23 protein-coding genes are annotated in these 21,969 nt (G+C 64.3%); 10 read left to right on the top strand and 13 right to left on the bottom strand.

Translation table 11 applies throughout. From position 1 onward, the window contains the following. The first annotated feature begins 145 nt into the window (after nucleotides 1-145). On the top strand, nucleotides 146-844 hold the full coding sequence (locus KI794_RS07620) for an exonuclease domain-containing protein (RefSeq protein ID WP_119279600.1): 699 nt from the start codon (nucleotides 146-148) through the stop codon (nucleotides 842-844). 100 nt (nucleotides 845-944) lie between these two features. Here KI794_RS07620 and KI794_RS07625 read toward each other — a convergent pair whose 3' ends face one another. Both KI794_RS07625 and KI794_RS07630 read right to left on the bottom strand, forming a co-directional pair. Continuing rightward, nucleotides 945-1,193 (bottom strand): type B 50S ribosomal protein L31, encoded by a 249-nt coding sequence (locus KI794_RS07625; protein WP_121071938.1) that lies wholly within the window; start codon nucleotides 1,191-1,193, stop codon nucleotides 945-947. Nucleotides 1,194-1,351: 158 nt separating this feature from the next. Next, the gene (locus KI794_RS07630) at nucleotides 1,352-2,146 is read right to left on the bottom strand and encodes an ABC transporter ATP-binding protein (protein ID WP_119283757.1); all 795 of its coding nucleotides are present in this window, start codon (nucleotides 2,144-2,146) and stop codon (nucleotides 1,352-1,354) included. A 29-nt stretch (nucleotides 2,147-2,175) separates the two neighbouring features. Between KI794_RS07630 and serB the strand changes: the two genes are divergently transcribed. Further along, the gene (gene serB / locus KI794_RS07635) at nucleotides 2,176-2,814 is read left to right on the top strand and encodes a phosphoserine phosphatase SerB (protein ID WP_119283758.1); all 639 of its coding nucleotides are present in this window, start codon (nucleotides 2,176-2,178) and stop codon (nucleotides 2,812-2,814) included. A 17-nt stretch (nucleotides 2,815-2,831) separates the two neighbouring features. Here serB and fabG read toward each other — a convergent pair whose 3' ends face one another. Then, a complete protein-coding gene (fabG, locus tag KI794_RS07640; RefSeq protein ID WP_119283759.1) occupies nucleotides 2,832-3,551 on the bottom strand; it encodes a 3-oxoacyl-ACP reductase FabG in 720 nt (239 codons plus the stop codon). 112 nt (nucleotides 3,552-3,663) lie between these two features. Between fabG and KI794_RS07645 the strand changes: the two genes are divergently transcribed. Genes KI794_RS07645 through KI794_RS07660 form a run of 4 tightly spaced genes read left to right on the top strand, consistent with a single transcriptional unit; the run spans nucleotide 3,664 to nucleotide 6,103 of the window. Then, on the top strand, nucleotides 3,664-4,074 hold the full coding sequence (locus tag KI794_RS07645) for a DUF3099 domain-containing protein (RefSeq protein WP_255809670.1): 411 nt from the start codon (nucleotides 3,664-3,666) through the stop codon (nucleotides 4,072-4,074). Then, a complete protein-coding gene (locus KI794_RS07650) occupies nucleotides 4,071-4,307 on the top strand; it encodes a hypothetical protein (protein WP_255809671.1) in 237 nt (78 codons plus the stop codon). Before KI794_RS07645 ends, KI794_RS07650 begins: the two co-directional genes overlap by 4 nt. Then, nucleotides 4,300-5,157 (top strand): SURF1 family cytochrome oxidase biogenesis protein, encoded by an 858-nt coding sequence (locus tag KI794_RS07655; protein WP_255809672.1) that lies wholly within the window; start codon nucleotides 4,300-4,302, stop codon nucleotides 5,155-5,157. Before KI794_RS07650 ends, KI794_RS07655 begins: the two co-directional genes overlap by 8 nt. Then, nucleotides 5,150-6,103, top strand: coding sequence for a cutinase family protein (locus tag KI794_RS07660; protein WP_119283761.1), 954 nt, complete (start codon nucleotides 5,150-5,152; stop codon nucleotides 6,101-6,103). The genes KI794_RS07655 and KI794_RS07660 overlap by 8 nt, the downstream gene beginning before the upstream one ends. Here KI794_RS07660 and KI794_RS07665 read toward each other — a convergent pair. The 6 genes from KI794_RS07665 to sufB form a co-directional block, all read right to left on the bottom strand. Then, nucleotides 6,100-7,698, bottom strand: coding sequence for an ABC-F family ATP-binding cassette domain-containing protein (locus KI794_RS07665; protein WP_304941403.1), 1,599 nt, complete (start codon nucleotides 7,696-7,698; stop codon nucleotides 6,100-6,102). The two genes, KI794_RS07660 and KI794_RS07665, sit on opposite strands and share 4 nt — an antisense overlap. 241 nt (nucleotides 7,699-7,939) lie before the next feature. After that, nucleotides 7,940-8,326, bottom strand: coding sequence for a metal-sulfur cluster assembly factor (locus KI794_RS07670; RefSeq protein ID WP_255809673.1), 387 nt, complete (start codon nucleotides 8,324-8,326; stop codon nucleotides 7,940-7,942). 23 nt (nucleotides 8,327-8,349) lie between these two features. Beyond that, nucleotides 8,350-9,108: a Fe-S cluster assembly ATPase SufC gene (sufC, locus tag KI794_RS07675; RefSeq protein ID WP_119283763.1), complete on the bottom strand. Its 759-nt coding sequence runs from the start codon at nucleotides 9,106-9,108 to the stop codon at nucleotides 8,350-8,352. After that, nucleotides 9,105-9,437, bottom strand: a complete 333-nt coding sequence (locus KI794_RS07680) for a non-heme iron oxygenase ferredoxin subunit (RefSeq protein ID WP_119283764.1) — start codon at nucleotides 9,435-9,437, stop codon at nucleotides 9,105-9,107. The genes sufC and KI794_RS07680 overlap by 4 nt, the downstream gene beginning before the upstream one ends. Next, nucleotides 9,437-10,615 (bottom strand): Fe-S cluster assembly protein SufD, encoded by a 1,179-nt coding sequence (sufD, locus tag KI794_RS07685; protein WP_255809674.1) that lies wholly within the window; start codon nucleotides 10,613-10,615, stop codon nucleotides 9,437-9,439. Before sufD ends, KI794_RS07680 begins: the two co-directional genes overlap by 1 nt. A 2-nt stretch (nucleotides 10,616-10,617) precedes the next feature. Next, the gene (gene sufB, locus KI794_RS07690) at nucleotides 10,618-12,036 is read right to left on the bottom strand and encodes a Fe-S cluster assembly protein SufB (protein WP_119283766.1); all 1,419 of its coding nucleotides are present in this window, start codon (nucleotides 12,034-12,036) and stop codon (nucleotides 10,618-10,620) included. Nucleotides 12,037-12,267: 231 nt separating this feature from the next. Here sufB and KI794_RS07695 point away from each other — a divergent pair, with 231 nt between their 5' ends. Continuing rightward, on the top strand, nucleotides 12,268-13,194 hold the full coding sequence (locus KI794_RS07695; protein ID WP_255809675.1) for a COX15/CtaA family protein: 927 nt from the start codon (nucleotides 12,268-12,270) through the stop codon (nucleotides 13,192-13,194). Nucleotides 13,195-13,354: 160 nt separating this feature from the next. Here KI794_RS07695 and KI794_RS07700 read toward each other — a convergent pair whose 3' ends face one another. Beyond that, complete coding sequence (locus tag KI794_RS07700) at nucleotides 13,355-14,287, bottom strand: heme o synthase (RefSeq protein WP_255809676.1); 933 nt, start codon at nucleotides 14,285-14,287, stop codon at nucleotides 13,355-13,357. 105 nt (nucleotides 14,288-14,392) lie between these two features. On the opposite strand from KI794_RS07700, the gene tkt reads away from it, so the two are divergent. The 3 genes from tkt to KI794_RS07715 are packed head-to-tail and all read left to right on the top strand — an operon-like array spanning nucleotide 14,393 to nucleotide 19,132. Then, a complete protein-coding gene (gene tkt, locus KI794_RS07705) occupies nucleotides 14,393-16,480 on the top strand; it encodes a transketolase (protein ID WP_119283768.1) in 2,088 nt (695 codons plus the stop codon). Between the two features lie 28 nt (nucleotides 16,481-16,508). Continuing rightward, nucleotides 16,509-17,618, top strand: coding sequence for a transaldolase (gene tal / locus KI794_RS07710; protein WP_119283769.1), 1,110 nt, complete (start codon nucleotides 16,509-16,511; stop codon nucleotides 17,616-17,618). After that, nucleotides 17,615-19,132 carry a glucose-6-phosphate isomerase gene (locus KI794_RS07715; RefSeq protein WP_255809677.1) on the top strand — a complete coding sequence of 506 codons (1,518 nt, stop codon included), beginning with the start codon at nucleotides 17,615-17,617 and terminating at the stop codon, nucleotides 19,130-19,132. Before tal ends, KI794_RS07715 begins: the two co-directional genes overlap by 4 nt. Before the next feature lie 66 nt (nucleotides 19,133-19,198). Here the strand turns inward: KI794_RS07715 and KI794_RS07720 are convergent, their stop codons facing one another. From KI794_RS07720 to secG, 3 genes are all read right to left on the bottom strand, one after another. Then, nucleotides 19,199-21,157 (bottom strand): acetoacetate--CoA ligase, encoded by a 1,959-nt coding sequence (locus KI794_RS07720; RefSeq protein ID WP_255809678.1) that lies wholly within the window; start codon nucleotides 21,155-21,157, stop codon nucleotides 19,199-19,201. A gap of 134 nt (nucleotides 21,158-21,291) precedes the next feature. Further along, nucleotides 21,292-21,657 (bottom strand): RNA polymerase-binding protein RbpA, encoded by a 366-nt coding sequence (locus tag KI794_RS07725; protein ID WP_119283772.1) that lies wholly within the window; start codon nucleotides 21,655-21,657, stop codon nucleotides 21,292-21,294. 23 nt (nucleotides 21,658-21,680) lie between these two features. Further along, a complete protein-coding gene (secG, locus tag KI794_RS07730; RefSeq protein ID WP_119283773.1) occupies nucleotides 21,681-21,929 on the bottom strand; it encodes a preprotein translocase subunit SecG in 249 nt (82 codons plus the stop codon). Between the last annotated feature and the right edge of the window lie 40 nt (nucleotides 21,930-21,969).

Genomic DNA, 21,969 nt, shown 5'->3' on the forward strand with positions numbered 1-21,969 from the left:
GTCGATGCTACCGGGCGCCGGCTGGCACTCTTCTGCACACGCCGAAGGAGCGCGCGCAGCGTCACCCGCCTCTCCCGGGGGCGCGTGCGGCTGTCGCGCACGGGGCAAGCCTCGCTACTATCGGTACACAGGCGAAAGGATCACAGTGAACGACTCACTCCCCCTCTGGGCGGCGCAGCTTGCGGTCTTCGATACCGAGACGACGGGTGTCGAGACCGACACTTCACGTATCGTCAGCGCGACGCTCGCGATCCTCGGCGAGAACGGCGAGATTTCGGAGCGCTATGACTGGCTTTTGAACCCGGGCGTCGAGATTCCGGACTCCGCGGTGCGCGTGCACGGCATCACCACCGACGTTGCGCGATCGAGTGGAATCGACGCGGGTGTTGGGATCGCCCAGATCACTGAGCGCATCGCGCAGTTCATCGAGCGCGGCCTCCCTCTCGTCGTCTACAACGCGCCATACGACCTGTCGTTGCTCGCTGCCGAGCAGCGGCGCTACGGCGTGCCTGGAGCCGTGGTTTCACCCGTGCTCGATCCACTCATCATTGATAAGCAGCTCGACCGCTTTCGAAAGGGCAAGCGCACGCTCGTTGCCGTGGCTGAGCACTACGGCGTTGAGCTCGGTAACGCCCACGACGCTGGCGAAGACGCGATCGCGTCAGGGAAAGTCATGCAGCAGCTCGCTCGCAAGTACGCGACGACGCTTCCTGATGACCTCGAGGCGCTCCATGCCGCCCAGGCAACCTGGGCACGGGCGCAGGCTGAGAACTTTCAGGAGTACATGCGCCGCGTTCGCGATCCGAACTTCGTTGCCGACGGGGCGTGGCCGGTTCGGGGGTAGCTGGTGAGGCGGCGCAGACAATGCCAACGCCGCCTCACGCATAGCGAAAGGGCGGGCGATCCATAAGAGGATCGCCCGCCCTTTCGCGGATTCTGGCTGCTTACGCGCCGAACGCCTTGAAGCGCTGGTTGAACTTCTCGACACGGCCGGCCGAGTCCATGATGCGCTGCTTGCCCGTGTAGAACGGGTGCGAGGCGCTCGAGATTTCAACGTCGAGCACCGGGTAGGTAGCGCCGTCGAGCTCGATGGTCTTGTCGCTCGTGAGGGTCGAACGCGTGAGGAAGGTCTCCCCCGACGCAAGGTCGCGGAACACGATGGCGTTGTACTCGGGGTGAATCTCGGTCTTCATGACTGTCCTTCGATAATGTTGCGTCTCGCTGTTTCGGCGGAATGGCCGAACGCTGAAGTCTTGCGGCGTCACCGCACCAAGGATCAATATTAGCAGATCGAACTGGCTGGTGCCGACCTTGGAGGGTGTTCGTTCCCGCGTGTCGGGAGAAAAAGTGGCTAGCTACCTGCGGCGCGAGCCTTGGCTGAGTACCGGCCTGCGGACTCTGTGAGCTCAAACTCCATGCCAAACGTGGCTTCGAGGTTCGCTGCTGTCAGGGTCTCGCCGATCGGACCGGCTGCCTGTACCTTGCCGTCGTTCACGAGCATGACGTGGGTGAACCCGGGCGGGATCTCCTCGACGTGATGCGTCACCATTACCATTGCCGGAGAGTACGGCGACTGCGCGAAGCCAGAAAGCATCTGCAGCAGGCGCTCGCGGGCGCCGAGGTCGAGGCTCGCGCTCGGCTCGTCGAGCAGCAGCAGTTCAGGATCGGTCATCACGGCGCGCGCAATAAGGGTGCGCTTCCGCTCACCATCAGAGAGCGTCCCGAACGGCTGATCGGCGAGTTCAAGCAGATCCCACTCCGCGAGCACGCGATCCGCCTGGCGCACGTCGATCGCGTCGTACTCTTCGTTCCAGCGCCCCTCGACCGAGTACGCGGCAGTGAGTACGACGTCGCGCACAATCTCGTTCGGGGGGATGCGCCTCGCGGTCGCGCTCGACACGAATCCCAGGCGGGCGCGCAACTCGAAGATGTCGACCTTGCCGAGGCGATGCCCGAGCACGTCGACGGTGCCTGTCGTCGGGAAATCGTTCGCGGTGACGAGCTTCAAGATCGTCGTCTTGCCTGCGCCGTTCGGGCCAAGGATGACCCACCGCTCACTGTCGTCGACCTGCCAGTTCACACTGTCAAGAATCGGTCGGCGATTGCGGATGTAGCTCGCGTCGGTGAGGCTCAGCACGGTCGTCATGACCCCAAGCCTATCTCTAGACTGGTGCCATGAGCGTTACCCCACTCGTCGTTCTCGACTGCGATTCCACGACCATTCAAGACGAGGTCATTGAGCTCCTCGCCGACGCGGCAGGCACACGCGAACTCGTCGCAGAGGTGACTGAGCGCGCGATGCGCGGCGAGCTTGACTTCGCCGAGAGCCTCGCTGAGCGCGTGGCGACACTGAGCGGAACGCCTGAGACAGTGTTTGCTCAGGCGTACGCGCGGGTGCGCCTCTCCCCTGGGATCCGGGAGCTCATCGCGGCGGTGCACGAGCGTGGCGGCAAGGTTGGTGTGGTGTCTGGCGGTTTCCACGAGGTGCTCGACCCGCTTGCTGAGGATCTCGGTCTCGACTTCTGGCGGGCAAACCGGCTTGAGGTCGCAGACGGTAAGCTCACCGGTCGAACTGTTGGGCCCGTCATCGATGCGGAGGCAAAGGCAGTTGCGCTTGCGGAATGGGCGGAGACGAGCGGGATCCCGCTCTCGGCAACAGTCGCGATCGGCGACGGCGCGAATGATTTGCGGATGATGGCTGTCGCCGAGGTCGGTGTCGGCTACAACGCGAAGCCGATTGTTTCGCAGCAGGCCGATGTCTCGATTGAGGGCGACCTGAGTCAGGCGATCCAACTGCTGGACCGCCTGACGTAGGCAACGCGAGCCCGGAGCTAGTGGCCCATTCCGAGGCCGCCGTCGACGGGGATGACCGCACCCGAAATGTAGGCAGCGTCATCGCCGGCGAGGAACGAGGCTGCCCCAGCGATCTCGGCGACCTGGCCGAACCGCGCAGCCGGAATCGACGCGAGGTACTGCTGCTGCTGGGCCTCGGGAAGCACAGCAGTCATGTCGGTGTCAATGAATCCGGGTGCGATGACGTTCGCGGTGATGCCGCGACCACCGAGTTCGCGGGTCAGCGAGCGGGCGAAGCCGACGAGCGCTGCCTTCGACGAGGAGTAATTGATCTGGCCGGCGGAGCCGTAGAGGCCGACGACAGAGGAGATCAGGATCACGCGGCCGAAACGCTGCTTGAGAAGGCCCTTCGAGGCGCGCTTCACCACGCGGAAGGTTCCGGTGAGATTCGTGTCGATGACCTCGGTGAAGTCCTCCTCAGACATGCGCAGGAGCAGCGTGTCACGGGTGATGCCAGCGTTCGCGACGACGACCTCGACGGCACCAAGCTTCTCCTCGACCTCGGTGAATGCCTTGTCGATCGAGGCCGAATCCGTCATCTCTGCGCGCACGGTGAGCGCGCCCTCCGGGCCCTCCCCTGAGCGAGAGGTGACTGCCACGCGATGGCCGTCTGCGATCATCCGCTCAGCGATAGCGAAGCCAATGCCTCGGTTGCCACCGGTGATGAGGACGGTACGTGGAGTGATGCTTGCGTTCATGAGGATCAGCCTAGCGAATTGCGCATTCTCCGCGGTCTCGAGACTCCGGCGATCCTCAGGCAGCACACGCGCCGACGACGTAAACTGAACGATGTCGTGAATGAGGGAGTCGATGCCAAGAAAGAGCGGCGAAACGCCGAGCTACAGGGTGACTTCGGCCGGGGTGAACCCGACCGAGGATCGAGCTCACCGCATGAAGATGTACTTTATTGCGATGACGCTCAGGCTTGCGTGCGTGCTCTCGCTCTTCTGGGTAACAGGCTGGTGGCTCGTCTTTCCTGTCGTCGGTGCGATAGTGCTCCCCTGGTTCGCGGTGATGGTTGGCAACGCGGTCGCGCATGGCGGGGAAGAAACTGTCGCCGCGCCAGACCCGCTCCCACTGTCCTCGCTCAATGTCGAAGAAACCCCACAAGCGCCGACGCAGGCGGCAAGCGAACTCTTGATCGTCGACGTCGACCCCGTTCGGCGGTCGTCACCTCGCCCGGCCAACGCCCAACACCTCTCCGAGGAGGAGACAGCGTGACACTCTCTGGCCTGAGCCTCGGGGCGCCCCTCGAGCACAAACACACGTGCTCTCGGGCGGGTTGCCGCGACGAGGCGACGTGGGCACTCATCTGGCGCAACCCGAAGATTCACACCCAGGATCGCCGGAAGACTTGGCTCGCGTGCGACGAACACCGAGAGGTCCTTGCCGCATTTCTCACTGACCGGAGCTTCCCGCTGCAGGTCTTGACCGTAGGAGAGCTCGATGACTGAGGCCCGCGTTGGCTGGTCCTTCCTGCATTCGAAGCGTTGGATCGGGTACTTTGCGCTGCTCGTTGCCTTCGCCATCGCGTGCGTGTACCTTGGCAACTGGCAGTTTGATCGCCGGGCGCAGGCCCGCGACGAGATCTCGCGGATCGACCGCAACTACGGCGCCGATCCCGTCCCGATCGCCGAAGCCCTGCCCAACCCGTCAGGTTTCGACATCGACGAGCACAAGTGGCTGACCGTCATGCTCGAAGGCAGCTACGAGGACTCGGCGGTGCTTTCACGTAACCGTCCGGGCCCCGAGGGCGTAGGGGCCGACATCATCGTTCCGTTCCGCACGACCGACGGGAAGGTCTTCTTCGTCGATCGCGGCTGGGTCCCCGCAAGCGGTACCGACATCGACGACGCGTTCGCGACGCTGCCGCAGCCCCCGGCTGGCACCGTCGAGGTCGTGACCCGGCTCCGCGCGAGCGAACCCGAAGTTGACGGCCGCAGCTCGGCCGGCCGGACGGTCGCAAGCATCAACGTCCCGGAGATCGCCGAGGTGACCGAAGTGCAGGGTGAGGTGTACTCAGGCGCGTACGGCATGCTCGTGTCCGAGACGCCCGCCGCTGAGCACGGCGTCCTCCCGCCGAAGCCGGAACGCGACGAGGGCCCGCATCTGTCATACGCGCTCCAGTGGTATGTGTTCATCATCATCGCCGCCATCGGTGTCGCCTATGCCGCCCGGCAGGAGTACAAGGGACTCAACGCGGGCAGCGACGAGGTGCGCGAGATGGAAGAGAAGTCGCACGCACGCAAGCGGCGGCGCGGCCCGAGCGACGCGGACGTGGAGGATGCGCTGCTCGATGCCTAGCGAGCACAGGTCTCCGAGCAGTGGCGTCGCCCGTTCGCGTCGTCGCAGAGTTGGCGCCGGCGTCGCCGCAGGCGTCGCGCTCGCCTCCCTCACCCTGCTTGTCGGTTGCGCGCCCGAGCCCGATCCGGCAGCAACGCGCGACGCCCTCACCGAAGTCACTTCGGAGCCCGTCGCCCCCGACGTCGTCGACGAGTACAGCGCGAGCGAACACCCAGACCCGATTGTCGAGCCCCTCGACTGCACGCCTTACCTCATCGTCACGGCCCGCGGCACGGGCGAGCCAAGCCGCAAGCAACTCCTCGGTCCCGTGGCGCGGGCCATTGAGGAGGCGCGCCCCGACGAGACGCTGCGGCTCGATCTCGACTATCCCGCGGATACCGAGATCAACGCCGGGGCGACGCTCGGCGCCCGGACGCTCATTGATACCCTGAATGTGCAGGCGAAGGCGTGTCCGGAGCAGCGAACGATCCTGCTCGGCTACTCGCAGGGAGCGCTCGTGATTGGGGACGCACTCGCGGCCCCCGACGCACGGCTCGTCGGCGCAACCGTGGGCGAGGTGACCGAAGCCGCCGCCGACCGTGTGCTCGCAATTGTGCTTTACGGAAATCCTCGGTTTGTCGGCGCCGACCCAACGGGTTACGGCAGTTTCTCCCCCGACGTGAACGGGCTGCTCCCGCGCCCGCCCGGCAGTTTTTCGCAGTATGAGGGGCGCATGCGTGACTACTGTGTCGACGACGACTTCATCTGTCAGTCGACGCTGTCGGTCGAGGAAGCCGGCCACGTCGCCTACTATGACAACGGCATGCAGGCCGACGGGGCAGCGTACGTTATCACCCGACTCGGGCCGATCCCGAAGGCCGACGCCGAGAAGCGGGGCGATGAGGAGAACCGGGGCGATGCGCCCGGCGAGCCGCGAGAGCGCGCGGCCGCCGACGGCGAAGCTTAAGCGAGCTCGATGAGCTCGAGGTACTCCTTCGACCAGTGATCTTCGGTGCCCTCGGGCATGATGAGCACGCGCTCAGGATTGAGGGCCTCGACAGCGCCAGGGTCGTGCGACACGAGTACGACCGCGCCGGTGAAGTGCGCGAGCGCGTCGAGGATCTCGAGGCGGCTGGCCGGGTCGAGGTTGTTCGTCGGCTCGTCGAGCAGCAGCACGTTCGCGCTCGACACGACGAGCTTCGCGAGCGCGAGGCGGGTCTTCTCGCCACCTGAGAGAACTCCAGCAGGCTTCAGCACATCATCGCCTGTGAACAGGAACGAACCGAGCACCTTGCGGGCCTCCGTCTCGGTGAGATGCTGCGACACGGACACCATGTTCTGCAGCACGCTCGCCTTCACGTCGAGCGTCTCGTGCTCCTGCGCGTAGTACCCGACTTTGAGGCCGTGACCCGCGACGATCGTGCCAGTATCAGGCTCATCGACCTGCGCGAGGATGCGCAACAGCGTCGTCTTGCCCGCGCCGTTGAGGCCGAGGATGACGACCTTCGATCCCCTGTCGATCGCGAGGTCGACGCCTGCGAAGATCTCGAGCGATCCGAACGACTTCGAGAGTCCCTCTGCCATGATCGGTGTCTTGCCGCACGGCGCGGGGTCCGGGAAGCGGAGCTTCGCGACCCGATCAACCTGGCGCTCCTCCTCGAGGCCCGCGAGCATCTTGTCTGCGCGCGCGACCATCTGGTGCGCGGCCGCGGCCTTAGATGCCTTCGCGCCGAAGCGCGCGGCCTGATCCTTCAGGGCGGACGCCTTCTTCTCGACGTTCGCACGCTCCTTGCGGCGGCGCTCCTCGTCTGCTGCGCGCTGCCGCTGGTACAGTTTCCAGCCCATGTTGTAGACGTCGATGACCTGCCGGTTCGCGTCGAGGTAGAAGACGCGGTTGACGGTCTCCCCCACGAGGTCGATATCGTGCGAGATGATGATGAGGCCGCCCTTGTAGTTCTTCAGGAACTCGCGGAGCCACACGATCGAGTCGGCGTCGAGGTGGTTCGTCGGCTCGTCAAGAATCATGGTGTCGGCGTCCGAGAACAGGATCCGCGCGAGCTCGATTCGGCGGCGCTGGCCGCCCGAGAGCGTCTTCAGGGGCTGGTCGAGGATCCGGTCGGGCAGGCCGAGGTTGTGGGAGATCGACGCAGCCTCAGCCTCGGCGGCGTAGCCGCCAAGTGCCTGGAACCTATCAGTGAGGTTGCCAAAGCGCTTCATCGCCTTCTCGGCGATCTTGGGGTCGGCTGACCCCATCTCCTCAGAGGCCTTCGCAATATTCTTGTTCAGCGTGCCGAGGCCGCGAGCATCAAGGATCCGGTGCCGCGCGAGCTGCTCGGGATCGCCGGTGCGCGGATCCTGCGGGAGGAATCCGAGCTCCCCCGTGATCTTCACTGAGCCCTCAGCGGGCTGCAGCTCCCCCGACAGCGTTCGCGTCAGCGTCGTCTTGCCAGCGCCGTTGCGCCCGACGAGGCCGATCTTGTCGCCCGGGTGTACGCGGAATGAGACCTCGCCCATAAGGCGGCGCGCGCCAACGTCGATGGCGAGGTCTTCTACAACAATCACGGGGTACGCTCCTGAACTGAGTCAGCCCGGCGTTCGCAGGGCAACCTATCCAGTCTACCCGAGTCGGTAACGCCGCATCTCTGCGGGCGAAACCCGTGCCGGAGCAGCGCTCCGATATGACGAAAGCGGGTGCCGCCAGAACCGCGAAGGTCTAGCAGCACCCGCTTCACGCACGGAGCATCAGATGTTGAATCCGAGCCGCCGCTCGGCGGGGCGCTCGGAACAACGCCCCACTGGGGCGTTATATGTTGAATCCGAGCGCCCGCATCATCTCACGGCCGTCATCCGTGATACGCGCCGGCGTCCACGGCGGCATCCACACCCAGTTGATGCGGAACGCAGCAACGAGGCCGTCAAGCGACTCGGCGATATCGTTCTCAATCACGTCGGTGAGAGGGCAGCCCGCGCTCGTGAGGGTCATCGAAATGACGAGCGCGTCGTTCTCCTCGTCGTACGCAAGATCGTAGATGAGGCCGAGGTCGACGATGTTGACACCGAGCTCAGGGTCGGAGACGTTCTTCAACGCCTCGACAGCCTGCTCCCGGAAATCAGGATCGATCGATACGGGAGCCGAGGCGACGGCAGTCGCCGCCTCCGTACCCGCGTCTGTAGTGGTCTCTTCACTCATACGAGTAGCCTACGCCCTTTGACTTAGGCGTCAACGAGGAAGCGGTCGTAACCCTCTGCCTCAAGACGGTCTGCGAGCTCGGGGCCACCCTGCTCTGCAACGCGGCCATTGACGAACACGTGAACGAAGTCGGGCTTGATGTAACGAAGGATGCGCGTGTAGTGCGTGATGAGCATGACACCGAGACCGGTGGCATCCTTGGCGCGGTTCACGCCCTCCGAGACGATCTTCAGTGCGTCAACATCGAGACCCGAGTCGGTCTCGTCGAGCACTGCGAACTTCGGCTTCAGGAGCTCGAGCTGCAGGATCTCGTTGCGCTTCTTCTCGCCGCCCGAGAAGCCCTCGTTGACGTTACGCGCCGCGAATGACTCGTCCATGCGCAGGTTCTTCATAGCGTCGCGGACCTCACCCATCCAGCTGCGGATGGCCGGCGCCTCGCCGTCGATCGCGGTCTTCGCTGTGCGGAGGAAGTTCGCGTTGGTCACGCCGGGGATCTCGACGGGGTACTGCATCGCGAGGAACAGACCTGCCTGCGCGCGCTCGTCGACCTCCATCTCGGTGACCTCGACGCCGTCGAGCAGGATCGAGCCGCTGGTGACCTCGTAGCGCGGGTGGCCGGCAATCGCGTAGGCGAGGGTTGACTTGCCCGAGCCGTTGGGGCCCATGATTGCGTGGGTCTCGCCCTGCTTCAGGGTGAGGTTCACACCCTTGAGGATTTCCTTAGCGCCCTGGTCAGTCTCAACGCTGACGTGCAGGTCCTTGATCTCGAGAACGGAGCTCATAGTTCAATCTCTTTCGTAACAGTGGGGTCAATAAAGATGTCGCCGTCTTCAATCTCGACGACGTAAACGGGAACCGGCTCGTACGCCGGAAGGTTCAGTGGCTTGCCTGTGCACAGCGAGAACGCTGAGCCATGCGCCCAGCACTCGAGAGTGTCACCGTCAACGAAGCCCTCGGAGAGGCTGATCTCTCCGTGGGTGCAGGTGTCACCAATTGCGTGCACCTTGCCTTCGCCGTCGAGCACGACCGCCATCGGCACCCCGTCAAGGACGACCCTGGTGGCCTGATCCTGGACGAGGTCCGAGAGCGCAATCGCCTTCTGTCGCGCCATTACGCAAGCACGCTCTGCTCGAGCTCGGACTCGATCGCCGCCTGGAGGCGCTCCTCGATCTGCTCGTTGCCGATGCGCTGGATGACGTCGATAAGGAACCCGCGCACGACAAGCTTGCGAGCCTCGTCCTCGGAGATGCCGCGGCTCTGGAGGTAGAAGATGTGCTCCTCGTCGAATCGGCCGGTCGTCGACGCGTGGCCGGCGCCCTCGATGTCGCCGGTCTCGATCTCGAGGTTCGGGATCGAGTCCGCGCGCGTGCCCTCGGTGAGGGTCAGGTTGCGGTTCTCCTCGTAGCTGTCGGTGCCCGTCGCGACGCGGCGGATCAGCACGTCGCCGATCCAGACTGCGCGCGCGCCCTCGCCCTGCAGCGCACCCTTGTAGGCGACGCGGCTGCGAGTGTGCGGGGCGTTGTGGTCGATGTACACCTGATGCTCGAGGTGCTGGCCCGAGTCGGCGAAGTACGCGCCGTAGGCCTCGCCGTTCGCGCCCTGGCCGTCGAGGTGAATCGACGGGTTCACGCGAACGATCTTTCCGCCGAGCGAGACAACGATGTGCTGTAGGTTGCCGTCGCGCCCGACTGTCGCGTTATGCGTCGCGACGTGGATCGCGTCGTCGTTCCACTCCTGGATCGAGACGACCTTCAGGGTCGCGCCGTCACCGACGACGATCTCGACGGTTTCCGTGAGGTTTGCGTCGCCCGAGTTCTCGAGGATCACCACGGTGTCGGACTGCGGGGCAGCTTCGATGATGGTGTGCGCGGCGGCAGGCTCACTCGTGAGCGCGCTGCGCTTCACGGTGACGGTCTGGTGCTCCTGGCTCGTGAGCAGGATGCGCTGTGCGGTGCCAACCTGACCCCAGGCGTTGGCGGCGGCCTGATCCTCGGGGAGGCCTGCGCGGCCGACGAACTCCGAGTCCATCGCGACGCTCGTGACCTCCACGCCGTCCGCCTTGGCGACCTCGAGCTTCGAGTTTGAGTTCGCGAGATCGCCACCGGTAAGGGCCACGATCTCGGCGACAGGGGTGAACTTCCAGTTGACCTCGCGGCCGGTGATCGCCGGGAAATCGGCAAGGTTTGCGGACTTCAGGCGGTCCGAACGGGTCTGCACAGGCGCGCGGTTGTCCCAGTCACCATCGCTGTGTGCTTTCGCACCGTGCTGTTCAGTTTGCAGCGTAGTCATCGTTAACCGACGGATCCTTCCATGCTCATCTCGATGAGTTTGTTCAGTTCGAGCGCGTACTCCATCGGGAGCTCGCGAGCGATGGGCTCAATGAAGCCGCGGACGATCATCGCCATCGACTCCTCCTCTGACAGGCCACGGCTCATGAGGTAGAACAGCTGTTCTTCGCTCACGCGGGTGACCGTCGCCTCGTGGGCAAGGGTCGCGTCGTCGGTGCGGATGTCGATCGCCGGGTACGTGTCCGAGCGAGAGATCGTGTCGACGAGCAGTGCGTCACACACAACCGAGTTCGCGGCGTGATGTGCATTCGCCTCGATGCGGACCTCGCCGCGGTATCCCGAACGGCCGCCGCCGCGAGCGATCGACTTCGCAAGGATCGATGACTTCGTGTGCGGCGCGAGGTGAATCATCTTCGCGCCGGTGTCCTGGTGCTGGCCGGGGCCAGCGAACGCGACAGACAGCGTCTCGCCCTTTGCGTGCTCGCCCGTGAGGAAGATCGACGGGTACTTCATTGTGTACTTCGAGCCGATGTTGCCGTCGACCCATTCCATCGTCGCGCCCGCCTCAGCGATTGCTCGCTTCGTGACGAGGTTGTATACGTTGCTCGACCAGTTCTGGATCGTCGTGTAGCGAACGCGGGCGTTCTTCTTCACGATGATCTCGACAACGGCCGAGTGCAGCGAGTCCGACTTGTAGATCGGGGCGGTGCAACCCTCGATGTAGTGGACGTAGCTGTCTTCGTCAGCGATGATGAGCGTGCGCTCGAACTGGCCCATGTTCTCCGTGTTGATACGGAAGTAGGCCTGGAGCGGGATCTCGACGTGCACGCCCTTCGGGACGTAGACGAACGACCCGCCCGACCATACGGCGGTGTTCAGCGCGGCGAACTTGTTGTCGCCCGACGGGATGACGGTGCCGAAGTACTCCTTGAAGATCTCCGGGTGCTCCTTGAGCGCGGTGTCCGTGTCAAGGAAGAGCACGCCCTGCTCCTCGAGATCCTCACGGATCTGGTGGTAGACGACCTCCGACTCGTACTGCGCTGCGACGCCCGCGACGAGGCGCTGACGCTCAGCCTCGGGGATGCCGAGACGTTCGTAGGTCTCCTTGATTTCGTCGGGCAGCTCTTCCCAGGTTGTCGCCTGCTTCTCGGTCGAGCGGACGAAGTACTTGATGTTGTCGAAGTCGATCTCAGTGAGGTCTGCACCCCATGTGGGCATCGGCTTGCGATCAAAGATTTGCAGCGCTTTCAGACGGCGTTCGAGCATCCACTCGGGCTCGTTTTTCAGCGCCGAGATGTTGCGAACCACCTCTTCACTCAGTCCACGCTTCGCCGTTTCGCCGGCCTCGTCGCTGTCGTGCCAGCCGAACTCGTATTGGCCAAGGCCTTCGAGCTCGGGGCGGTCGATCAGTACCTCAGGCATGATCTCTCCCTCTCTCATTTCGCGCTACCGAGAACCAAGTCCCCAAGTGCTCTCGGATGGTTCCCTGCGATGGTGCAGTAGTCTGGGCGTCGGACAAACGAGACGAGCTGACGAATCGTCAGACGTTTCACATAGCCGCACTAAACCACAGCTTCTAAGTCTACAGGCTTTCGCATGAAAACGGGCGAGACTGGCGTGTTTCACTGGGAGCTTAAAAGTTAAGGAGACCCCGTGTCAGGCGCAACCAGCGTGACCGTCACCCGTCCCGCTCGCACCCAGCTGCCACGATTCCTGCCCTTCGCTGCTTGGGCTTCATTTGTGCTCAACGTGCTCATCATTGGAACTGGCGGAGCCGTTCGGCTCACCGGCTCCGGTCTGGGCTGTAGCGAGTGGCCCCTCTGCACCCCCGGTTCGCTTGTTCCCACGGAGGAGCTGACCTACCACGCGCTCATTGAGTTCGGGAACCGGACTATCAGCGGCCCCCTCTTGCTTGCGGGGCTTGCCGTCGTGATCCTCACTTGGCGTATCCGCGCGGAACGCAAGGACCTGTTCGTGCTGTCGTGGCTCGTCCTAAGCCTTGTGATCGTGCAGGCTGTGGTTGGCGGCTTCATCGTGTGGGAGGAGCTCGCTGCGGTTCTCGTTGGCTTCCACTACACGGTGTCACTGATCATCGTGTGCATCGCTGCCGCATACCTTGCACGCATGTATGAAGTGGGCGGAACCCGCGAGCGCGCGGTTCCCGCGGGCTTCGCGATCCTCACGCACGTCACCACCCTCGCGATGGCTGTCGTGATCATCATGGGGGTCATCACTACCGCGAATGGCCCGCACTCGGGCGACGAGAACGTGGTGCGAAACGGCTTTGACGCGACATTCCTGAGCCACCTGCACTCGGTGCCTGGCTATGTGACACTGGCGCTCGTGGTCGCGCTTGTCGCCTGGGCGTACTCGAAGAAGCTCCGTCCGCTCAGCTGGACGCTCACGCTGCTTGCAGCGCTTGTCGTGCAGATCCTGGTTGGGGTCTACCAGGCTCGCACTGGGCTTCCGCCAGTCTTCGTTGGGATCCACATGGTGCTCGCGGCGCTCACCGCTGCCACCATGACCGTGACGGTGTTGCGCCTCAAGCGCCCCGTTGCCGAAGGGGCTGTCGCAGAGTAGGCGCCAACCCCGGCACTCTTGCGGTTCCCCGCACGGCAGGCGCCGGCAACAACACATCAACCTCTCGAGCACACATCTTGAAACGTTCACCCAAGATGTGGCCGCGAGAGGTTGATGTGTTCTCGGCCCGCGGGAGCGGGACTAGAGGGGAAACGCGCGGCTAGAACGGGAGCAGCGGGTCGACAGCGATAAGGATCGACAGCACTGACAAGTAGGCGATCGACCCGTGGAACACGCGCATCGGCTTGCCCTCCAGGCCGCGAATTGCGCTTGAGTACAGGCTGTGGGCCTCAACAATGAAGTACCCGCCAACGATAAGCGCTCCAATCGAGTACGTCCACCCCATCTCGGCCGCCGGAATGAGGAGCAGGCTGGACACGACTGTCGCCCAGGCATACAAGATCACCTGCAGGCCGACGGTGGTGCGCCCCCGAACCACCCCAAGCATCGGCACCCCTGCCTCCGCGTAGTCGTCGCGGTAGCGCATTGACAGTGGCCAGTAATGCGCTGGGGTCCAAAGGAAAATGACGAGGAAGAAGATCCACGCCGGCCAGTCGAGCGAGCCAGTCACTGCGGCCCAGCCGATGAGCACCGGGAAACACCCCGCGATGCCGCCCCAGATGATGTTCTGCTCGCTGTGCCGCTTGAGCACCAGCGTGTAGATCACGACGTAGAAGAAGATCGCCGCGACCGAGAGCGCTGCAGCAAGCCAGTTCGTCGTGAGATAGAGCCACCCGACAGACAACACGCCGAGCACCCACGCGAACACGAGCGCCCCACGGTCTGAGATCTCGCCGGTCACGAGGGGCCGTCCCTGGGTGCGTTTCATCTTGCGATCCATGTCGCGGTCGATGTAGCAGTTAAAGGCCCCGGCTGAGCCTGCGCTCATCGCACCACCCACGAGCGTCGCGATGACGAGCCACAGATTGGGAAGGCCGCGCTCGGCGAGGATCATCGCCGGAACTGTCACGACGAGCAGGAGTTCCATCACACGCGGCTTTGTCAGCGACACGTACGCCTTCACCGTGCGAGAGAACGAGCGCCCCTGGCGCTGGTCCGAAGCCTGAGCAGGAGGAGAAATCTTCGTAGACATCGGGGCCATAGTACCTGGGCTATCGGTAGGATTGATGAGAGTGCGCGCTTGGCGCATGTGCGGCGCCACGAGGCGCACAGGATTGGTTGCGGGAAAGGCAGGCCATTGGCTAACGGACTTGAGTGGACAGAGCTCGACGATCGCGCAGTAGACACCGCGCGGGTGCTCGCGGCGGACGCCGTTGAGAAGGTTGGGAACGGCCACCCGGGGACGGCGATCAGCCTCGCCCCCGTCGCGTACCTCCTGCACCAGAAGGTCATGCGGCACGACCCGAGCGACGCGAAGTGGATCGGTCGCGATCGGTTCATCCTCTCGGTCGGACACTCGTCGCTCACTCAGTACGTGCAGCTCTACCTCGGTGGCTACGGACTCGAGCTTGACGACCTCAAGGCACTCCGCACGTGGGGCTCAAAGACTCCCGGCCACCCCGAGTACGGGCACACCGACGGCGTCGAGATCACCACCGGTCCCCTCGGGCAGGGCCTCGCGTCTGCCGTCGGCTTTGCGTACGCAGCGCGCTACGAGCGGGGCCTGTTCGACCCCGAGGCCGCGCCCGGGACGAGCCCGTTCGACCACAACATCTACGTCATCGCCGGCGACGGTGATCTCCAGGAGGGCGTCACCGCCGAAGCCTCCTCGCTCGCGGGCCACCAGGAGCTCGGCAATCTCATTGCGATCTATGACTCGAACCAGATCTCGATCGAGGACGACACCGACATCTCCTTCTCCGAGGACGTCGCGATGCGCTACGAGTCCTACGGCTGGCAGGTCATCGAGGTCGACTGGAAGAAGACAGGCAACTACGTCGAGGACGTCGCTGAACTGAACGATGCTCTCGAGGCCGCGAAGGCAGAGACGACGAAGCCGTCGCTCATCATCCTGAAAACCATCATTGGCTGGCCCTCCCCCGGTAAGCAGAACACCGGTGGCATCCACGGCGCCAAGCTTGGGGCGGAGGAACTCGCCGGTTTGAAGACCGCGCTCGGCTTCGATCCTGCGGAGCACTTCGCCGTCGCGCCCGAGGTCATCGAGCATTCTCGGAAGGCAGTCGAGCGCGGCGCCGCCGGACGCAACACCTGGCAGGAGTCGTTCGACGCCTGGGCCGCGAAAAACCCTGAGCGCAAGGCGCTGTTCGACCGCATTGAGGCTCAGGAGCTGCCCGAGGGCGCGCTCGAGGCCCTCCCGACTTTCGAGCCCGGCGAGTCCGTCGCGACCCGCTCGGCGAGCGGCAAGGTTCTCGCGGCCCTCGGCCCGATTATGCCCGAGCTGTGGGGCGGTTCGGCAGACCTCGCTGGTTCGAACAACACGACGATCCCGGGTGTGCCGTCCTTCGTCCCCGCGAGCCACTCGACGAGCACCTGGTCCGGTGACAAGTACGGGCGCGTCCTGCACTTCGGTATCCGTGAGCACGCGATGGGCTCGATCCTCAACGGCATCCAGCTACACGGCAAGACCCGCAGCTACGGCGGCACCTTCCTCATCTTCAGCGACTACATGCGCCCGGCCGTTCGCCTGGCGGCGCTGATGAACGTGCCGAGCATCTTCGTCTGGACGCACGACTCGATCGCCCTTGGCGAGGACGGTCCCACGCACCAGCCGATCGAGCAGCTCGCGACGCTCCGCGCGATCCCGAACCTCACGATGGTTCGCCCTGCGGATGCGAATGAGGTCTCGATCGCGTGGCACGAGATCCTCACCCGCCATGCCGGCCCGACAGGCATCGCTCTCACTCGGCAGAACGTCCCCGTGCTCCCCCGCGGCGGCGAGTTCGCGTCGCACGAGGATGCGGCGGCAGGAGTTCGCCGCGGCGCGTACGTGCTTGCTGACAGCGCGACGGGATCGCTCGACGTGATCCTCATCGCGACTGGCTCCGAGGTGCAGCTCGCCGTCGAGGCGCGCGAGCAGCTTGCGGCCGAAGGTATCGGCGCGCGCGTCGTCTCCGCGCCGTCGCTGGAGTGGTTCGCCGAGCAGACCGACGAGTACCGCGAGAGCGTGCTGCCCGCAGCAGTGACCGCCAGGGTGAGTGTCGAGGCAGGGCTCTCGCTCGGCTGGGAGCGCTACGTCGGCGACCGCGGCCGCTCGGTCTCGATCGAGCACTTTGGCGCTTCGGCGGACTACGTCACGCTGTTCGAGAAGTTCGGAATCACGACGGATGCAGTCGTGGCAGCCGCGCGCGAGTCACTCGCGAACTAGCCCCACAGACAGCATCGAAGGAGCACCCATGAGCAACGAGCGCACTCAGGCACTCAGCAACGTCGGCGTGAGCATTTGGCTCGACGACCTGTCCCGCACACGCATCGAGAGCGGCCAGCTGGCCGAACTCGCCGAGACAGTAAACGTAGTCGGCGTAACAACGAACCCGACGATCTTTCAGAACGCGATTGGTTCGGGCGTCGGCTACGCCGACCGCATTTCTGAGAGCGCGAAGAGTGGACTCGACGCCGCCGCAACGATCACCGAGCTGACGACCGCCGACGTTCGCGACGCCTGCGACATCTTCGCTGGCGTGTTCGCAGCGACTGGCGGCCGGGATGGGCGCGTGTCGATCGAGGTTGAGCCCGGTCTTGCCCGAGACACCGCAGGCACGGTCGCGCAGGCCAAAGAACTGTGGGCGAAGGTCGACCGCGAGAACGCGATGATCAAGATCCCCGCGACCGTCGAGGGACTCGAAGCGATCTCCGAGGTCATCGGAATGGGCATCAGCGTCAACGTGACGCTCATCTTCAGCCTCGAGCGCTACCGCCAGGTTATCAACGCGTACCTCGTCGGCCTCGAGCGTGCGCGCGCTGCAGGCATCGATATCTCGAAGATCCACTCGGTCGCATCGTTCTTCGTTTCTCGAGTCGACTCAGAGGTTGACGCGCGTCTCGAGGCCGTCGGCACCGATGAAGCTCGCGCGCTCAAGGGCCAGGCTGGCGTTGCGAACGCTCGCCTCGCGTACGAAGTGTTCGAGCAGTCGTTTGCGAGCGATCGCGCGAAAATGCTCCTCGAGCTCGGCGCGAACGCGCAGCGTCCGCTGTGGGCATCGACGGGTGTGAAGGATCCGAACCTCCCCGACACGCTCTACGTCACCGAGCTTGCAGCGCCGAATACGGTGAACACGATGCCCGAGGCGACGCTGAACGCCCTCGCAGACCACGGCGAGGTGCAGGGTGACCGCGTGAGCGGCACCTATGGCGAAGCCAACCAGGTGCTGAACCTCATCGACGGCCAGGGCGTCGACTATGTCGATGTCACTGACAAGCTCGAGGTCGAGGGCCTCTCGAAGTTTGACGCCTCTTGGGATGATCTTGTCGAGACAGTGACGGGCGCTCTGAGGGCGGCTCAGTGACACTTTCGCTCACCGGAGTGAGTCGGGACGACGCATTTTCGCGAAGCCTCGACTCGCTCCTCGACGCACGCTTCGCCACTCGTCTCTTCGCGCAGGACGCGACGCTCTGGGGTGACGCCGCCGCCGCGGAGGCCGCGACGAGGCTTGGCTGGACGGACTTTGAAGCGAACGCCGCCCAAGTGATCGAACAGACACAGAAGATCGCCGGGCAGTTTGCTGCAGAAGGCGTCGATACCTTCCTGTTGTGCGGCATGGGCGGGTCGAGCCTAGCCCCGCTCATGATCGCCCCCGATCTCGCCGTGCTCGATTCGACGCACCCAGATGCGGTCAGGCGCGCGCTCGAGAGTGACCTTTCGCGCACGGCGGTGATCGTGAGCTCGAAGTCAGGCGGAACAGTTGAGACTGTCAGCCAGATGCACGCCTTTGAAGCCGCGTTCGCGGGAGCGGGGATCGACCCGAACGACAGGATCGTGATCGTCACCGATCCTGGTTCTACGCTTGCTACTGACGCCGCCGAAACAGGCAAGCGCATTGTGTTCGCCGACCCAAACGTCGGCGGTCGATTCTCGGTGTTTACCGCGTTCGGCATTGTGCCCTCGATGCTTGCCGGCGCTGATATGGCAGAGCTCGTCGCCGCAGGCGCCCACTCGCGCGACGTGCTCAGTGCTGACAGTTCGGGAAACCCCGCCCTCGTGCTTGCTGCGGCGCTCGCCTCGGGCGTGCCACAACGCTTTGTTGCTGAGTTGCAGTCTGACGACTCACTCCCTGCCGAGTTCGGATTGTGGATCGAGCAGCTTGTCGCGGAGTCGACAGGTAAACAGGGCACGGGGGTCTTCCCCATCGCACTGCCGGCAGGCGCGACAGCGAGCGGCGCAGCAACTGCAACACTCGTGCGACTGTCAGCGATTCAGGGAGCCGAAACTCCTGGAATCGGCATCCAAGGCTCGCTTGGCGAGCAGCTGCTGCTCTGGCAGGTCGCGACTGCCGCGATGGGTTTCCTGCTTGGCGTCGACCCATTTAATCAGCCTGACGTCGAAGCCGCGAAGATTGCGACGCGGGAGTCGCTTGGTGAGCCTCCCGAACCAGTCGCTGAAGAGCCCTCTCCAGCCGAAACTCACGCTCGGCTGCGTTCGCTCGTTCGTCGTGACGGCTACGTTGGCCTCCAGGCGTACGTCGACCCGAGCGATTCGGCGGTTGCTGAACTTCTCGTGACTCTTCGCCAGGCGCTTGTCGGCGAATTGGGTGTGCCAGTCGCGCTTGGGTACGGGCCTCGCTACCTACACTCCACTGGTCAGTTCCACAAGGGTGGTCCAGGCTGCGGCGCGTTCTTGCAGATCATTCAGACTGGAGCCCGAGAGGTCGCGATCCCCGGCGAAGATTCGGGGTTCGGTGCGCTGTTTGGCGCGCAAGCCCGTGGAGACGCCTCGGTGCTTCGGGCCCGTGGTCGCGGCGTGCTCTCCGTCGAGACGAGCGACCCGGCAGGGTTCCTCCGCGATTTCATCGCGTCGATCTAGTAACTCGGCTCTGCGCAGTGTGAGGTTGTGGTCGGCCGGTCTCGGCGGCCACAACCTCACACTGCGTTATGTATCGAGGGTTCGTTCGGCCGCGTAGGCCTGGAACCAGCGAAGCGCCTCCGGCTGGTCGGTTGAATCAATCGATCCGATCGCTGCTGGGTCTGCGCCGAGCAGAATCCGTTTAATCGGCACCTCCATCTTCTTCCCCGTCCGTGTGCGTGGCACCGTCGGGGTGAGAATGACCTCATCTGGGACGTGCTGCTTCGACGCGCGGCTTGCGACGGCGTCTCTGATTCGCTGCTGCGAGTCGCCATCCTGCCACGACTCAGACGGGACGACGAAGATCGGCATCCAGTACCCGCCGTCCGCTGTATCGATACCGATGACGAGTGAGTCCAACACGTCTGGAAGCTCTTCAACGGCCGCGTAGATCTCGGCGCTTCCCAACCTGATCCCTCGCCGGTTGAGCGTTGCGTCGGACCTGCCGTGCATAACGACCGTGCCGCGCGACGTGACTGTTGCCCAGTCCCCCTGCCTCCACACTCCAGGGTACGTTGAGAAGTAGGCGTCGTGGTACCTGCTGCCGTCTGGGTCACCCCAGAATCGCAATGGCATTGAAGGGAGCGGGCGCGTGATGACCATTTCACCCTCCTCATCAATGAGCGGACTGCCTGCGTCGTCCCACACCTCCAGGGCGACTCCGAGCGTGCGAGCCGAGATCTCGCCGTCCCAGACGGGGGTGATTGGGGACCCTCCAACAAACCCCCCGACAATGTCGGTGCCGCCGCTCACGGAGTTCACCGGCACGCGGTCTCCGAACACGCTGCGAACCCACTGGTTCGCGGCAGCTGGAAGCGGCGAGCCCGTGCTCGAGATGAGGCGAAGTTCAGCGCACTCGGGAACATCGATGCCCGCAGCCGCCGACGCGAGAATCTGGCCGGGGCTCGTGCCGAAGACGTTCACGCCGTGCCTGTCGACGACCTGCCAGAGCTTCTCAGGGCCGGGGTAGATCGGGTCGCCAACGTAGAGTACCGCCGTCGCCCCGAAGAGCAGACTGCTCACCTGGATGTTCCACATCATCCAATTCGGCGTCGTGTACCAGAAGAATGTCTCGCCTGCTGTGAGGTCTGACTGGAGCGCGAGCGACTTGAGCTGCTCAAGGAGTACTCCCCCGTGCCCGTGCACGATGCCCTTGGGCTTGCCCGTTGTGCCCGAGGTGAACAGCACCCAGAGCGGGTGTGCGAACGGGACGGGGTCAGGCGAGAATTCCGGCTGGCCGCCCGCGGCGATCGCGTCGGCCCATGTCGTTGCGCCATCGACCCCTGCCGCACCCGAGAGGGTCGGCACTGAGACCGTATGCTCAACAGAGGGCATGAGGCGCAGCAGTCCGGTCGCCTCAGCCGAGCGGTCGAACTCTGCGCCGCGAAACACGTAACCGGTGCCACTCACGAGCACCTTCGCGTCGAGCTGCCCGAGGCGATCCGCCGCCGCAGGCGCGTTGTAGTCAATACCAGTCTGTGACCAGATCGCTCCGATGCTCGCGGTCGCGTAGAAGGCGACGACGCCCTCATAGCAGTTCGGGAGATAGCCGACGACGCGGTCTTCGCGGCCGACCCCAACGCTCCGAAGATATGCAGCAAATGCGGCAACGTCGCCTCGGAGGGCTTCGTATGTATGCGACTCAATCCGGCCGTCCTCGTACTCGACGATGATGGCCGGCTGGGATGGCTCGCCAATCCGCAGACGATCCGCGAAGTTCAGGGTCGCTCCCGGAAACCACACCGCGTCGCGGATCCCAGTCCCGGCGAGGACAGCGCGCGGCTGGTCGACGAAGCCGGCGCCGAGGAACTCGGCGACCCCGCCCCAGAACGCTGCTGGCTCTGCAACTGACCAGGCCTGAAGCATGCCGTAGTCACCCACAGCCGCGGGATCCAAGCCCCGGTTCTCGACGAACCATCTCGTGATCTCAGTGATTGTTGCAGTTTCGATTGCTTCGGCGGTTGGGCTCCATTGGGGGTGCGTCATTGCTACCTTTTCATTCGCGAACTACTGTGTCCCCTCATCCTAGGACACGTTCGGTGATGAGGCTCCGAACGCGAAAACGCGTGACCCCCGATCCATGTGGATCGGGGGTCACGCGTCACAGTATGCTGCGGAGGCTAGGCGGTGAGCTTCGCAGTACCGCGGCGCTGGCGGAGCTTCAGCAGGGCGGCCTCAAGCAACTCCTCTGCTTCCTCAGGCGTCCGGCGCTCCTTCACGTATGCGAGGTGCGTCTTGTATGGCTCGTTCTTTGCGAGCTCAGGTGGGTTGCTCTGATCCTGTCCAGCGGGGAGCCCCGTTGACGGCGAGTCAATCTGCTCAGGAATGTCCTCGTCGGACACGTCTGCCGCGAAGTAGCGGACAGTCTCGTTGCCGAGCGCGTCCCAATACGAGACCTTCTTACGTTCTGCGCGCACGCCGTGATCCATCTCGCCCATTGGGCCGGATCCGACGCGCGCACCGCGAATGGCGTTACTGCCTGCCACGGGTGACCTGCTTTCGAAAAATGCTAGATAAGCGTGAACCGATCGACGAGGCCGAGCCCGACGATCGAGAAAAACCACACGAGTGACACGATCACTGTGAGGCGGTTGAGGTTGCGCTCTGCGACACCCGACGACCCAAGACTTGAAGTCACGCCGCCACCGAACATGTCGGAGAGCCCGCCGCCGCGCCCCTTATGGAGCAGCACGAACAGGATGAGCAGCAGGCTCGTGAGGACGAGCAGCGAGATCAGAGCGATCTTCAGTACGAGCAAAATAGGTGCCTTTCGCAGCGAGGCGCAATAAGTCAGCCTC

The organism is Leucobacter aridicollis, assembly GCF_024399335.1.
Classification (GTDB): Bacteria; Actinomycetota; Actinomycetes; order Actinomycetales; family Microbacteriaceae; genus Leucobacter; species Leucobacter aridicollis_A.

Excerpts from the sequence above, each read along its gene's own strand:
- KI794_RS07625 (WP_121071938.1), bottom strand. The coding sequence starts at position 1,193 with ATGAAGACCGAGATTCACCCCGAGTACAACGCCATCGTGTTCCGCGAC.
- KI794_RS07630 (WP_119283757.1), bottom strand. The coding sequence starts at position 2,146 with ATGACGACCGTGCTGAGCCTCACCGACGCGAGCTACATCCGCAATCGC.
- serB (WP_119283758.1), top strand. The coding sequence starts at position 2,176 with ATGAGCGTTACCCCACTCGTCGTTCTCGACTGCGATTCCACGACCATT.
- fabG (WP_119283759.1), bottom strand. The coding sequence starts at position 3,551 with ATGAACGCAAGCATCACTCCACGTACCGTCCTCATCACCGGTGGCAAC.
- KI794_RS07645 (WP_255809670.1), top strand. The coding sequence starts at position 3,664 with ATGCCAAGAAAGAGCGGCGAAACGCCGAGCTACAGGGTGACTTCGGCC.
- KI794_RS07655 (WP_255809672.1), top strand. The coding sequence starts at position 4,300 with ATGACTGAGGCCCGCGTTGGCTGGTCCTTCCTGCATTCGAAGCGTTGG.
- KI794_RS07660 (WP_119283761.1), top strand. The coding sequence starts at position 5,150 with ATGCCTAGCGAGCACAGGTCTCCGAGCAGTGGCGTCGCCCGTTCGCGT.
- KI794_RS07670 (WP_255809673.1), bottom strand. The coding sequence starts at position 8,326 with ATGAGTGAAGAGACCACTACAGACGCGGGTACGGAGGCGGCGACTGCC.
- sufC (WP_119283763.1), bottom strand. The coding sequence starts at position 9,108 with ATGAGCTCCGTTCTCGAGATCAAGGACCTGCACGTCAGCGTTGAGACT.
- KI794_RS07680 (WP_119283764.1), bottom strand. The coding sequence starts at position 9,437 with ATGGCGCGACAGAAGGCGATTGCGCTCTCGGACCTCGTCCAGGATCAG.
- sufD (WP_255809674.1), bottom strand. The coding sequence starts at position 10,615 with ATGACTACGCTGCAAACTGAACAGCACGGTGCGAAAGCACACAGCGAT.
- sufB (WP_119283766.1), bottom strand. The coding sequence starts at position 12,036 with ATGCCTGAGGTACTGATCGACCGCCCCGAGCTCGAAGGCCTTGGCCAA.
- KI794_RS07700 (WP_255809676.1), bottom strand. The coding sequence starts at position 14,287 with ATGTCTACGAAGATTTCTCCTCCTGCTCAGGCTTCGGACCAGCGCCAG.
- tal (WP_119283769.1), top strand. The coding sequence starts at position 16,509 with ATGAGCAACGAGCGCACTCAGGCACTCAGCAACGTCGGCGTGAGCATT.
- KI794_RS07720 (WP_255809678.1), bottom strand. The coding sequence starts at position 21,157 with ATGACGCACCCCCAATGGAGCCCAACCGCCGAAGCAATCGAAACTGCA.